Annotated in this window: 13 protein-coding genes; 11 read left to right on the top strand and 2 right to left on the bottom strand. The window is 36.2% G+C overall.

The features are described from left to right. The first annotated feature begins 2 nt into the window (after positions 1 to 2). The 3 genes from ACOQN3_RS09825 (at position 3) to ACOQN3_RS09815 (ending at position 3,265) form a co-directional block, all read left to right on the top strand. Positions 3 to 1,532, top strand: coding sequence for an ammonium transporter (locus tag ACOQN3_RS09825; RefSeq protein WP_420546633.1), 1,530 nt, complete (start codon positions 3 to 5; stop codon positions 1,530 to 1,532). A 452-nt stretch (positions 1,533 to 1,984) separates the two neighbouring features. Beyond that, on the top strand, positions 1,985 to 2,329 hold the full coding sequence (locus ACOQN3_RS09820) for a P-II family nitrogen regulator (RefSeq protein WP_420546273.1): 345 nt from the start codon (positions 1,985 to 1,987) through the stop codon (positions 2,327 to 2,329). Positions 2,330 to 2,488: 159 nt separating this feature from the next. Continuing rightward, entirely contained in the window at positions 2,489 to 3,265 is a 777-nt protein-coding gene (locus tag ACOQN3_RS09815) for a sulfurtransferase (protein ID WP_420546272.1), read from the top strand. Between the two features lie 180 nt (positions 3,266 to 3,445). On the opposite strand, the gene ACOQN3_RS09810 is transcribed toward ACOQN3_RS09815, so the two are convergent. Continuing rightward, entirely contained in the window at positions 3,446 to 5,545 is a 2,100-nt protein-coding gene (locus ACOQN3_RS09810; RefSeq protein WP_420546271.1) for a V-type ATP synthase subunit I, read from the bottom strand. A 92-nt stretch (positions 5,546 to 5,637) separates the two neighbouring features. Between ACOQN3_RS09810 and ACOQN3_RS09805 the strand changes: the two genes are divergently transcribed. From ACOQN3_RS09805 to ACOQN3_RS09780, 6 genes are all read left to right on the top strand, one after another. Further along, positions 5,638 to 6,237 (top strand): V-type ATP synthase subunit E, encoded by a 600-nt coding sequence (locus ACOQN3_RS09805; RefSeq protein WP_420546270.1) that lies wholly within the window; start codon positions 5,638 to 5,640, stop codon positions 6,235 to 6,237. Between the two features lie 2 nt (positions 6,238 to 6,239). Continuing rightward, on the top strand, positions 6,240 to 8,018 hold the full coding sequence (locus ACOQN3_RS09800) for a V-type ATP synthase subunit A (RefSeq protein ID WP_420546269.1): 1,779 nt from the start codon (positions 6,240 to 6,242) through the stop codon (positions 8,016 to 8,018). Beyond that, the gene (locus ACOQN3_RS09795; protein WP_420546268.1) at positions 8,015 to 9,400 is read left to right on the top strand and encodes a V-type ATP synthase subunit B; all 1,386 of its coding nucleotides are present in this window, start codon (positions 8,015 to 8,017) and stop codon (positions 9,398 to 9,400) included. The genes ACOQN3_RS09800 and ACOQN3_RS09795 overlap by 4 nt, the downstream gene beginning before the upstream one ends. Before the next feature lie 4 nt (positions 9,401 to 9,404). Next, entirely contained in the window at positions 9,405 to 10,037 is a 633-nt protein-coding gene (locus tag ACOQN3_RS09790) for a V-type ATP synthase subunit D (protein WP_420546267.1), read from the top strand. A 1-nt stretch (position 10,038) separates the two neighbouring features. Continuing rightward, entirely contained in the window at positions 10,039 to 10,170 is a 132-nt protein-coding gene (locus tag ACOQN3_RS09785; RefSeq protein WP_420546266.1) for a hypothetical protein, read from the top strand. A gap of 67 nt (positions 10,171 to 10,237) precedes the next feature. Further along, a complete protein-coding gene (locus tag ACOQN3_RS09780) occupies positions 10,238 to 10,528 on the top strand; it encodes an ATP synthase subunit C (protein WP_420546632.1) in 291 nt (96 codons plus the stop codon). Positions 10,529 to 10,568: 40 nt separating this feature from the next. Here ACOQN3_RS09780 and pyrI read toward each other — a convergent pair whose 3' ends face one another. Beyond that, positions 10,569 to 11,030: an aspartate carbamoyltransferase regulatory subunit gene (pyrI, locus tag ACOQN3_RS09775; protein ID WP_420546265.1), complete on the bottom strand. Its 462-nt coding sequence runs from the start codon at positions 11,028 to 11,030 to the stop codon at positions 10,569 to 10,571. Between the two features lie 41 nt (positions 11,031 to 11,071). On the opposite strand from pyrI, the gene pyrB reads away from it, so the two are divergent. Together pyrB and ACOQN3_RS09765 are read left to right on the top strand one after the other, a co-directional pair. Next, positions 11,072 to 12,001, top strand: coding sequence for an aspartate carbamoyltransferase (gene pyrB, locus ACOQN3_RS09770; protein WP_420546264.1), 930 nt, complete (start codon positions 11,072 to 11,074; stop codon positions 11,999 to 12,001). A 52-nt stretch (positions 12,002 to 12,053) separates the two neighbouring features. Beyond that, positions 12,054 to 12,764 (top strand): LON peptidase substrate-binding domain-containing protein, encoded by a 711-nt coding sequence (locus ACOQN3_RS09765; protein WP_420546263.1) that lies wholly within the window; start codon positions 12,054 to 12,056, stop codon positions 12,762 to 12,764. Positions 12,765 to 12,770 lie beyond the last annotated feature (6 nt).

Here is a 12,770-nt window from a genome sequence, read left to right as displayed (position 1 = left end):
CAATGCTTACAGTATTTACCTTAGTTTCAACCAGTGCAATGAGTTTGGCCTATGCTCAATCAGTAGATGACGGCATGGATGGTTACGTACTTGGTACCTCTGGTATCTATACCGGCAATCCACATGAATGCTGGTATGATGATGGTGAAGGTAACATGTTGCCATGTAGAATTGATACAGGTGACACAGCTTGGATGCTAGCTGCATCATCTTTGGTACTTTTGATGAGTCCGGGTGTAGCAGTATTTTATGGCGGTCTTGCAAGAAGTAAGAGCGCAGTTAACGTTTTTGGTATGACTTTAGTTATAATGGGTGTCGCTGCAATGCAGTGGCTTGCATTTGGTTATTCTTTGGCTTTCGGTCCTAACTATGAAGCAGCAAATGCTTTCATGGGCTCGCTTGATTATGTAGGCTTTAACAATGTGTCTCACTATGCCCCACTAGGGGCTGTAGGTCCTTGTGCTGATACTTGGTCGGCAGCATACCAAATGAATCAAATGGTTGACGCTGAACAATGTAGCCAAGATTGGCCTGGTACAATACCCCACATGTTATTTGCTGCATTCCAAGGAACCTTTGCAATAATCACACCAATCTTAATCCTTGGTGCAGTCGTTGATAGAATGAAGTTCAGCGCAGTTATAATATTCGTTATAATTTGGTCCACCTTTGTATACTATCCTGTAGCCCACTGGATATGGGGAGGCGGATTTATGGGAGATGGAACATTAGACTTAGACCCAGACTTATCACCAAGTTACTTACTTGACTTTGCCGGAGGAGCTGTTGTACACATAACATGTGGATTCGCAGCACTTACTGCAGCACTCGTGCTAGGTAGAAGAATGGGACTTGGTAAAGTTCCAATGGAACCTCACAATGTACCAATGGTAGTATTGGGTGCAGGAATTCTATGGTTCGGTTGGTTTGGATTTAACCCTGGTAGTGAAGTAATGGTTGATGGTATCACCGTCAGTGCTTGGATGGTTACAAATGTAGCTGCAGGAACAGGTACAGTAACTTGGGTGTTGCTCAGTTGGGCTCATACTGGAAAACCAAGCATTATTGGTGCTGCAACTGGTACTATTGCTGGCTTAGGAACTATTACTCCTGCTTCAGGATGGGTAGGACCAATGGGTGCTTTGATTATAGGTATTGCTGCAGGCAGTATTTGTTATGGTGCTGTAGCATTAAAGAACGCTAAGAAGTGGGATGATGCCTTAGATGTTTGGGGTGTCCACGGAATGGGTGGATTAACCGGAACTATATTGGCAGGTACTCTTGCTAGCCCACACATATGGGATACTGGAGACGGTATAGGTGCTTGGACTGGTACACCAGAAGGTATGGAACAACAAGGTATCCAAATCATCGGTGCTCTAATTACTGTTGGATATACAGTTGCAGTAACCTTTGCTATCTTGAAGGTTATGGACATAGTTTGGCCAGGTGGAATCCGTGTTACTCCAAAAGAGGAAGATATCGGACTCGACTTGGCACAACACGGCGAAAGAGCATACGTCAACGAATAGAAATCTATTTTCTATTTTTGATTATTTTCTATTTTTGATTATTTTCTATTTTTGATTATTTTCTATTTTTGATTATTTTCTATTTTTGATTATTTTCTATTTTTGATTATTTTCTATTTTTGATTATTTTCTATTTTTGATTATTTTCTATTTTTGATTATTTTCTATTTTTGATTATTTTCTATTTTTGATTATTTTCTATTTTTGATTATTTTCTATTTTTGATTATTTTCTATTTTTGATTATTTTCTATTTTTGATTATTTTCTATTTTTGATTATTTTCTATTTTTGATTATTTTCTATTTTTGATTATTTTCTATTTTTGATTATTTTCTATTTTTGATTATTTTCTATTTTTGATTATTTTCTATTTTTGATTATTTTCTATTTTTGATTTTTATTTTATTTTTTATCTCTATATCTTTTTTAATAACCGATCCTATTCAAGTATATGAAGAGACTTGAAGCGATAATCAAAAATGATAGACTTTCTGAGACTGTTTCTGCAGTTAGAGAAGCAGGAGCAAAAGGAGTTACTGTGACTAGCATCAAGGGCCAGGGTTCTGCTGCAAGACCAATGATACGTAGTGGTCGTGGAACAGCTCAGGTTCAAGCTGAATACAATAACATGGTTTCTGTCATGACAGTTGTCGAAGATTCTGAAGTTTCAAAAATTATTGAAGCAATTTCCAAGGCTACCTATACAGGAAAGAATGGAGATGGAATAGTTGTTGTTACAGATGTTGTTCAGGTAGTCAATATTGCATCCAAAGCGACTGATGAGTCTGCATTATAGCAACTGCGTCTACTTACAACCTCGTTTTTTATTATCTATGAAATTTTCAATTTTTTTAATAATCACAAATCAAATTAACCTTGATAAAAAATTCTCTTCTTAACAATCAGAATTTTTTTCAAATTAAATATTTTAAACTGTATTACTTTGTTGTAAAGTATGTTGATATCAACTTTAGATCTAAACTCTATTAGAAATGATACCAATGTTTTGATTGTTGATACACGTTCTTTTGGTGAATATTCCAAAGGACATATTCCAGGATCTGTTAATTTAGATCTTTTTGCATTTCATTGGTTTGATACAACATCTGACGGTATAGAGAGCTTTAACAAACAAACACAAAAACTTCTGTCTTTTGTTGGAGTTACTTCTGAGAAGAAAGTAATTTTTTATGATGATGTATCTGGAATGCTTGCAGCAAGAGGCGTTTGGATGTTGTTGTATTTTTCACATCAAAATGTTTTGATGCTAGATGGCGGGATAAAAAAATGGCAAAAAGAAAATCTTCCAATTGAAACTAAACCAAATCACTTTCAACCTTCTACCTTTCTTGGAAAAATTGATCCAAATCTAATTTCTGGTTTTGAATATATCCAAGATAACCTTGATAGATTAACCATTATTGATGCAAGATCCCAAGGAGAATATAGCGGAGAAACTGTTAGGGCTGCCAAAACTGGACACATTCCAAGTTCAATCAATATAGATTGGAATCTTAACTTGTACAATGATGGCACTTTCAAAAATGACTCTGATCTTTCTAAATTGTATGACATACCAAAAAATGCTGAAATTGTAACTTACTGCCAAGGCGCATATCGTGCAGCTAATTCTTTTCTAGCACTTAAAAGACTTGGATTTGAAAATGTTAGAGTTTATCTTGGTTCATGGGGAGAGTGGGGTAATCTACTTGATTTACCTGTTGAACAATAATTTATTGATTTTTTTACTTTGACTGAAACTATAATTTAACAAAGTTCTGTAGTTCTATAATTTTGACTATGACGTAAAAATTCTAACAAACTTATTTTTCATTATTATGTAATATTGCACAAAATTACGATCTAAAAGAAAAGGCTGCTTTCTAATTTCTATTTCTTGTCTGAGACTTTGTTACTTTCTTTTCCAAATGAATTGATTATAGATTAATTCCGGTCTGATCTGTCTAAATGGTTGTGAGCCTCCCACATACCACTTTGTAAAGAATTCATACAGATGCAACCTAAGGGACTGAATGTATACAATTAGTCCTTCAATCATCATAATTCCCAAGTTTCCTCCTATAATCATGGCCCAGGCTCCTCCTGATTCTGCACCTCCTAAAGATGAGAATGCATTATTTACTGTAAGTAACAAAGCTGCATGAACTAACAACATGATACCAAGTCTGGCATAGCTAATTGTATGTGCAAGACTTTCTACTGTTTTTCCCAAGAATACTTCCATTATCACACTTGCTGGGTCACTTCCATCTTCTGGGTGTTTCTTTGCATGCATTATTCCTCCAATTATCATCAATACCATAGAAGCAATCACTATCACCACTGCAATTCTTGTCACAATCCATACTTGTGCCCATTCTCCAAGGAACATGGTTACCCATGGTACTGGTTCTGTATGGACTTTGGAGTACATGTTCATGACATCATATTGGGAACCAATGGCACACATCATAATCACAACTATGCCTCCGTAAAGTGTAATGTTTGGAATTGCTTCGGTAAACATTACTAATTTGTGGCCTTCTTTGGCTAGTCTGATGATTCGTAAAATCATTGCCCAAACAAGGTGTACAATTCCTATGAATAATGACACTTTGAGTATGTTAATCACTTGTTCAAATGTTAACTCTGCAACACTAAGAATTCCCACTATCCAACTAACAGAATGTAGTGCTCCACCTTCTTCTAGTAATCCTTCAAATGGACCCATATGATCAAGATGGTACCCAAACGCTTCTCCTGCTCCAACACCTGCTATTGCTGCTGCTGCTCCTGAAATTGCAATAAGCATTCCCCATCTTGAAAGTTCACCTTGTCCTTTCACTTTGAACAACAGGCCCATTCCCATTAGTAACAGACCATGACCCATATCTGCAAACATCAGTCCATAGAAAATTGGCCACATTAGTGCAATCATTGGAGTAGGATCTGGTTCTCCGGATTTTGGAATTCCCTGACTTTTTGTAATTACCTCAAAAGTTCGAACAAATCTTTTATTGTCAAACAGTGTTGGAATTTGTTCCTGTAATTTTGGATCAGTAATGTCTTCAACTACTGATGTCCACTGTTTTGTTGAATTTTGAAATTTTGATTCCATTTTTTTTGGAATAAACCCTTGAATAACTGCAAAATGCTTTGTTCCGCCAGGTTTTCTTAAAGTCTCAAGCACATCTTTTGCAACTAGAGCCTTTTCATGTATTGATAGGATATCACGGCGAATCTTTTTTGTTAAACCTGCTAATTGTTTTGTAATAGCTGCTTGTTTGTCTGTTAATTCCTTTATTTTTGATTCTGCTAATGCATATGCCTCACTTGGAACTTGTGGGAAACCCTCTGGTATCTTGAAAGTATTGGAATTGAAGCTTCGCAAAACCTTCAAAACCTTTTCAGCCTCAGAATTATCTGATATTACTAAAATTGCAGATTTGTCTTTGCTTTCTAAGTCATATTTGTAAATAGTAATGCCCTCTAGAGAGCGCTTAATTTCATCAAAGTCAGAAGATTCTATCACAAAGAGATTTGTGAAAAAGTATCTCATTAAACCGAATCCAGAGAGATCCATATTCAATTTCCTGATTACCTCAAGAGTCTCTTTTAGTGATTTGTACTCTTCTATGGAAACTCTGATGTTTGCAGAATCTTCTAAAAGTTTTGCAGGCTCATCAATTACTGAAGGTGCCTCTTTGCTAAGATCATTTATCATGTCCTCAATTTCATTAATTTCATAATTTTTTTTCTTAATTACAGTCCCTTTGAATAATATCTCCATAATTCCCACAGTTGGTGGAATTCCCATACCTTTGACTACATCATCAATTGACTGGAAAGTCTGCTGTGCCCGTAAAAGAAGATCATCGATTTCTGGAGTAACTAAATCGCTAGCTGAATCAATCTTGTGAAACCATTCAAATTCCGTTAATCTTGATATTGCGTTTGGTGATTCGCTTCTTGGCAGAATTACGGTTCCAAGTTTCAGATCTGCTGTTCCCAAGGCAAATTTTACGTAATATCATTGAGTTTAATATCTTTCTGATTGGCTGTCCTTTCCAAACATTAAAATCTATTATGAGTTAACTGCAGCCGTTGACGTCTAATTCTGCATTAGAATCTACAATTGACAAAATTCTCAACAACACTGAAAAAGATATTCTAGATAATCTGAAATCCGCACTTGATGAATCACAACAATCTTTGGATGATTCTATTCCTAAATTGGAAAGTGAGTATGATAAAATAATCTCTGACGGAAAAAAAGAGGCTGACAAGATAGAAAAGCAAATCGTGGGAAGTTCTGATCTTGAGGCCAGAAATAAACAACTTAGATTTTTAGAAGAGGCAGTAGATAAGGTCTTTTCAACTGCCTTGGATCGTATCGCAAAAACCGATAGAAGCGGTGACTATTCGAATTTAATTAAAACTCTATTAAATGAAGCAACCCAAATTCTAGGAACAAGTGAAATTGTGGTATTGACTAGCACAAACGATCGAGAGGTGGTTCAATCAGAATTATCCAATTTGCCTGGATCTGAATTAAGTAACGATACAATTGACTGCCTTGGAGGAATTGTAGCAAAATCAAAGGATGGCGCAATGACATTTGACAATACAATTGATGCAAGAATTGAACGTCTGAAGCCTTTAATAAGGAAAGAAATTGCAGCAAAATTCGGAGTAGAGAATTAGAAATGGCAGCACAAGGCAGAATTGTATGGGTAAGCGGTCCGGCAGTAAAGGCTGACGGAATGGCTGACGCAAAAATGTATGAAACAGTAACGGTTGGTAATTCCAAACTTGTCGGTGAAGTCATTAGATTGACCGGAAATGTTGCATTTATCCAAGTTTACGAGTCAACCAGTGGTTTAAAACCTGGTGAACCAGTAATTGGTACTGGAAATCCATTAAGTGTATTATTAGGTCCTGGAATTATCGGACAACTATATGATGGAATCCAAAGACCTCTAAGAGAATTATCAAAAGCATCTGGTTCATTTATCGGTAGAGGCATTACTACAACTCCTGTTGATATGACAAAGAAATACCACTTTGTTCCATCTGTAAGTAATGGAGATGAGGTAGCAGCAGGAAATGTAATTGGTACTGTTCAAGAAACCGATCTTATTGAACATTCTATTATGGTTCCACCAGATCATCCAGGTGGAAAAATCACAAATATTGTATCTGAAGGCGACTATGATCTAGAGGCAGATCTTGCTTCAACTGAGAAAGATGGGCAAACTATCCCTCTAAAGATGTATCATAGATGGCCTGTTAGAAAACCTCGTCCATACAAGAACAGATATGATCCTACTGTTCCATTACTGACAGGACAACGTGTTATTGATACTTTCTTCCCAATTGCAAAAGGAGGAACAGGTTCAATTCCAGGAGCATTTGGAACCGGCAAGACAGTTACCTTGCACCAAATTGCAAAATGGGCTGACTCTCAAGTTGTTGTTTACATCGGTTGTGGAGAAAGAGGAAACGAAATGACCGAAGTTTTGGTAGAATTCCCTCATCTTAAAGATCCACGTAGTGGAAAACCACTTATGGATAGAACAGTCTTAGTTGCAAATACTAGTAACATGCCAGTAGCTGCAAGAGAAGCCAGTATCTATACTGGTGTGACTATCGCAGAATATTATAGAGATATGGGAAAAGATGTCGTACTTGTAGCTGATTCAACAAGTAGATGGGCTGAGGCACTAAGAGAAATGAGTGGAAGATTAGAAGAAATGCCTGCAGAAGAGGGTTATCCATCATATCTTGCATCGCGATTAGCAGAATTTTATGAAAGAGCAGGACGTGTTAGAGCAGCTGGAAGTCCAGACCGCGATGGCTCTGTAACTCTTGTTGGTGCTGTTTCTCCATCTGGTGGTGACTTTACAGAACCTGTTACAACCCATACAATGAGATTTATCAAAACTTTCTGGGCTTTGGATGCAAAGTTGGCATACTCTAGACATTACCCATCTATCAATTGGATGAATAGTTATTCTGGATATCTTGCAGATATAGCAAAATGGTGGGGAGAAAATATCAATGAAGATTGGCTTAGTCTTCGAAGTGAAGCATATGGTGTTTTACAAAGAGAAGACACACTTAAAGAAATTGTTAGACTATTGGGTCCGGAAGCATTACCTGACGAAGAAAAATTAATTCTTGAAGTAGCCAGAATGGTAAAAATTGGTTTGTTACAACAAAATTCATTTGATGATGTTGACACCTATTGTAGCCCTGAAAAACAATACAAGTTACTAAAACTGTTAGTTGACTTTTACAAGAAAGGTCAACAAGCACTTAAAGAAGGCGCATCACTATCCGATGTACGTGACTTGTCTGTGGTAAACTCTATACTAAAAGCACGAATGGATGTCAAAGATGATGAAATGCCAAAACTTGATCAATTAGATAATGATATGCAAGAACAATTCAAATCAATTACAGGAGTGAAAGTATCAAATTGAGCACAGAAGGTGGCGTTCAGTATAGTAAGATAGCAGAAATCAAAGGACCGTTGGTAATTGTTGATGATGTTGAAAATGCAGCATTTGATGAGCTAGTAGAAATTGAAACTAAAGATGGCGAAAGAAGATTAGGTAAAGTTCTAGAAGTTGGAAATGGTAAAGCAATTGTTCAGGTATTTGAAGGAACAACTGGTTTGTCAATTTCAGCAACTAATGCAAAATTCGTTGGAAAGGTTATGGAAATGCCTGTATCCAAAGAAGTACTTGGTAGAGTCTTTGATGGATTAGGTAGACCCAAAGATGGATTGCCAGATCCTATCGCTGATCAATTTATTGATATTAATGGTGAACCTATGAATCCTGAACAACGTGAATACCCAAAAGATTTCATTCAAACTGGTGTATCCGTAATAGATGGTATGATAACTCTTGTTAGAGGACAAAAACTTCCAATCTTTTCAGGTTCTGGTATGTCTCACAATCTTTTAGCAGCCCAAATTGCGAGACAAGCCAGTGTAGTTGGTACGCAAGACGACTTTGCAGTAGTTTTTGCAGCCATCGGTGTGCAATATAGTGAAGCCGAATACTTCAGGCGAAGTCTGGAGGAATCTGGTGCACTCAAAAGAAGTGTTCTATTCCTAAATACTGCTGATGATCCAGCAATTGAGAGAATCATTACACCTCGTGTGGCATTAACTGTTGCTGAATATTTGGCCTTTGAATTGGGAATGCATGTTCTTGTTATACTAACTGATATGACAAATTATGCTGAAGCACTTAGAGAAATTAGTGCTGCTCGAGAAGAAGTTCCTGGAAGAAAAGGTTATCCAGGTTATCTTTACACAGACCTCTCAACAATTTATGAGAGAGCAGGTAAACTAAATGGAAAGAAAGGAAGCGTTACTCAGGTTCCAATCTTGTCAATGCCATCTGATGATATTACTCATCCAATCCCAGATCTTACTGGTTATATTACAGAAGGCCAAGTCGTCTTGGGAAGAGATCTCTTCAGACAGGGAGTATATCCTCCAATCAATATTTTGATGAGTCTTAGTAGACTCATGAAAGACGGAATTGGTGAAGGAAGTACCAGAGCAGATCATGGTGAAATTTCAAATCAGGTTTATGATGCATATTCACGCGCTCAAGAAGTCAGAGCACTGGCAGGAATTGTTGGAAAAGCTGGACTTACAGAGATTGACCTAAAGTATATGGATGTAGGTGATGTGTTTGAGAAAGAATTTCTTACACAAGCAACTGATGAAAACAGAACCATCGAAGAAACTTTGAGTGTTTTATGGAAAATCGTCTCTAAATTACCAAAGAATGAGATTACAAAAATTAAAGATAAATTCATAGAGCAATATTATCAGGACGAATGATAAAATGTCATTTGGGCAAAATGTTGCTGCAACAAAAATTGAACTCCTAAAATATAAAAAATCTAGCCAAGTCGCCGTGATGGTTCAGAAGATCCTAGATGACAAACGAAAAGTCCTTCTAAAAAATATCGAAGAGATGATTGAAGAGGCATCTAAAGCACGTGGAGGTATTTGGGATCCATTGCAAGATATCTACAAATCTGTTAATGAAGCATATTTGGCATTAGGTACGAATACCGTGGACTCTGTTGCTGAATCCACACCTCCAGTAATGGAAGTTGATGTGCATGTTAGACGAGTAGTTGATGTCAAAATTCCAGCTTTGTCTGTTACAGAAAAAGATACCAAGTCAATGCCTTATGGGTTTGCTGACACTAATTCTTCAATTGATAGAGCTGCTAAACAAATTAAGGAACTGTTGCCAAAAATATGTAAAGCAGCAGAATATGAAAATTCTATCTTTAGCCTTGCTAAAGCTTTAGAAAAAACTCAAAAGTTACTTAATGCTTTAGAAAATGTAATTATTCCACAATACCAACAAAAAATTCGATTCATTCTTGCAACTCTAGAAGAGCGAGAAAGAGAAGAATTCGCAAAGTTAAAAAAAGTCAAAGCTAAGATGGAAAGTAGAAAATAAAATGGCAAAAGATGAAATTAAAAAATTACTTGAAAATTCTAAAAAAGAAGTAGATGCTGATTATGACAAATTTGTAAGTTCTATCAAGGATGATCTGGTATCTTTCAAAAAGAAAACTTTAGAACGAATTTGATCTTACTTCCTCACCATGATTTAAATAAGGATCTAATGGAGCCACACCATAAATGAAAACGATCGTCTTGTTACTTTTGGCAGCATCAGCAATTTCAATTCTGGGTTCAACCGGAGTTGCATTCGCAGCAGAAGAAGGTGCATCAAGCGGCGATTCTATGAAACTCTTAGGAGCTGGTTTGGCCTTTGGTATTGCAGCAGGCGGAGCAGGAATTGGTCTTGGTCAAGTTGGTGCAGCAGGTCTTGCAGTTATCAGTGAGAATCCGGCATTACAGTCAAAAGTATTCATCTTCGTGGGTATGGTTGAATCAATCGCTATCTACGGTATAGTCATGATGTTTATCATCTTAGGACAATAATCCTGACAACATCTTTTTCAAATTTTTAGATTTTTTTATTCTAATTATATTTTAGTTGATTTACATCTAAAATTCTAGAACAGTATCGACATTTCAGCACACTTCCTTCTTTGTCAATTACATCCATAACTGATTCTATGTGTTCCATGCTATTTGTTATACAGTCTGGATTTGCACATCGAAATATCCTGTCTATCTCATTTGGCAAGGAAACTCTTCTTTTTTCAACCAATTTGTAGTCTTTTATCATATTGATGGTAGCCTTTGGTGCAATTACTGCCAGTTTGTTAGTGTCATCATCTTTTAGAAATTTATTTTCCACTTTGATGATGTCTTTTTTCTTAAATTTTCCACTTGGAACATTCAATGCAATAGTGATAAGACTTCCATCCTTGCCATCGATTCTTAATGCATTTAAGACTTGTAAACCTCTACCCTCGTCAATATGATCGATAACTGTCCCCTCTTTAATACGTCGAACCAAAAGCTCGGACTGTTCCATCAGAATACTTTGTATAGTCACCCGTATATATTATTGAAAGAATGAATGAATTCTATCAAAAAGATATCATATCCATCAAAGACTTTGATAAGGAGCAGCTAGAAACCGTATTTTCATATACAGATAAAATTTTACAACTTGATCCCATACAAAGAAGAGAAATTTGCAAGGGTAAAACTTTGGGATACTTGTTTTATGAACCTAGTACTAGAACACGTCTTAGTTTTGATTCAGCAATGGCCTCAATCGGAGGTAATTCACTTGGAATATCTGATGTTTCATCATCATCAACGCAAAAAGGTGAAAGTCTATCTGATACTGTCAAAATAATGTCGATTTACTCAGATGTGCTTGTCTTAAGACACACTTTGGATGGTTCCAGTAGATTTGCAGCAGAAGTTTCTGAAAAACCTGTAATTAATGCAGGTAGTGGAACTGAAGAACATCCTACACAAGCTATTCAAGATTTGTACACAATTAAAAAAGAAAAAGGAAAGATTGATGGCTTGAAGATAGGAATTGTGGGTGACCTCAAATATGGAAGAACAGTTTACTCTCTCTTGTATGGATTGGGAAATTATGATGTTGATGTTAGGTTAATCTCACCAGAGTCTTTACGCATAAGATCTGATTCTACTTATGAAATCAAAAAAAGATTAGATTTTTCTGAATCTACTAAAATTGAAGAACATATTGATGATGTTGATGTTCTTTATGTAACAAGAATACAAAAAGAGAGGTTCCCTGATGAGGAAGAATATCTCAAAGTTAAAGGCAGTTATGTTGTTGGTTTAGATCTTTTAAACCAAATGAAAGATGACTGTATTATTTTACATCCCCTTCCACGAATTGATGAGATCTCAACTGATGTTGATAAGACAAAAAATGCAAAATATTTTGAACAAGCCGAATACGGAAAACATACTCGTGCTGCATTATTGGGATTAACTTTAAATGAAATTGCCTTTTAGGTTTCCAAACCATTCGTATTCCATATATCTGGAGACATTTTAATAATTAGAGTTGGCAAAGACAAAGACAATTCCGATATTTCCTTTAGACCTTGTTTTATTCCCAAGACAGGAACTCCCATTGCGTATTTTTGAACCCAGATACAAACAATTGGTTGATGATTGTATGTTGGGTGACGGACAGTTTGGAGTATGTTTGATTGATCCAAATAATTCTGTTAAAGGATGGAATGCTCCACAAATGGTGGGAACAATTGCAAAGATTACAAAATGCAAGGATGTTGAACTTGATGGATTGCAATTACATATTGAAACAATTGGCAGAAATTCATTCAAAATAAAGCAAATAATCCCCCCTTCTATTCCTCAACCTGCCAACTATGATCCTCTTTCAGTAGAGGGTCATCAAGAGATATTCGAATTACATGAACAAAAGAGCATTAAAGAAAAAATGTACATACAAGCAGAAGTTGAAATGATACCTGAAATTGATGAAAGTATATCTTTACAAAGGTGGGAGACTTTGGTCAAACTCTGGAAAGAAAAAATAATTTTTCAAGCTTTGCCTCAAACAGTTGAGCCAAATGCATTAGATCATGTTTTGGAACAATATTACCTTACTACAGATACTCCTACGATTGATTATGTCTATTCTTTGTCTGCTTTGGGAGCAAAAGATCCAAATGAATTACAACCAATTCTGGAGGCTACCACAATGGAAAATTTACTTCAACGCGTCGAGAAATTATTGACAGTAAAATAACCCTAT

Origin of the sequence: Candidatus Nitrosopumilus sp., assembly GCF_965223225.1 — an archaeon.
GTDB lineage: Archaea > Thermoproteota > Nitrososphaeria > Nitrososphaerales > Nitrosopumilaceae > Nitrosopumilus.
The sequence above is the reverse complement of the archived record's forward strand: the minus strand, read 5'-3'. Positions and strand labels throughout refer to the sequence as shown.

Coding starts and splice junctions, on each gene's coding strand:
- ACOQN3_RS09825 (WP_420546633.1), top strand. CDS start 3: ATGCTTACAGTATTTACCTTAGTTTCAACCAGTGCAATGAGTTTGGCC.
- ACOQN3_RS09820 (WP_420546273.1), top strand. CDS start 1,985: ATGAAGAGACTTGAAGCGATAATCAAAAATGATAGACTTTCTGAGACT.
- ACOQN3_RS09815 (WP_420546272.1), top strand. CDS start 2,489: ATGTTGATATCAACTTTAGATCTAAACTCTATTAGAAATGATACCAAT.
- ACOQN3_RS09800 (WP_420546269.1), top strand. CDS start 6,240: ATGGCAGCACAAGGCAGAATTGTATGGGTAAGCGGTCCGGCAGTAAAG.
- ACOQN3_RS09790 (WP_420546267.1), top strand. CDS start 9,405: ATGTCATTTGGGCAAAATGTTGCTGCAACAAAAATTGAACTCCTAAAA.
- ACOQN3_RS09785 (WP_420546266.1), top strand. CDS start 10,039: ATGGCAAAAGATGAAATTAAAAAATTACTTGAAAATTCTAAAAAAGAA.
- pyrI (WP_420546265.1), bottom strand. CDS start 11,030: ATGGAACAGTCCGAGCTTTTGGTTCGACGTATTAAAGAGGGGACAGTT.
- pyrB (WP_420546264.1), top strand. CDS start 11,072: ATGAATGAATTCTATCAAAAAGATATCATATCCATCAAAGACTTTGAT.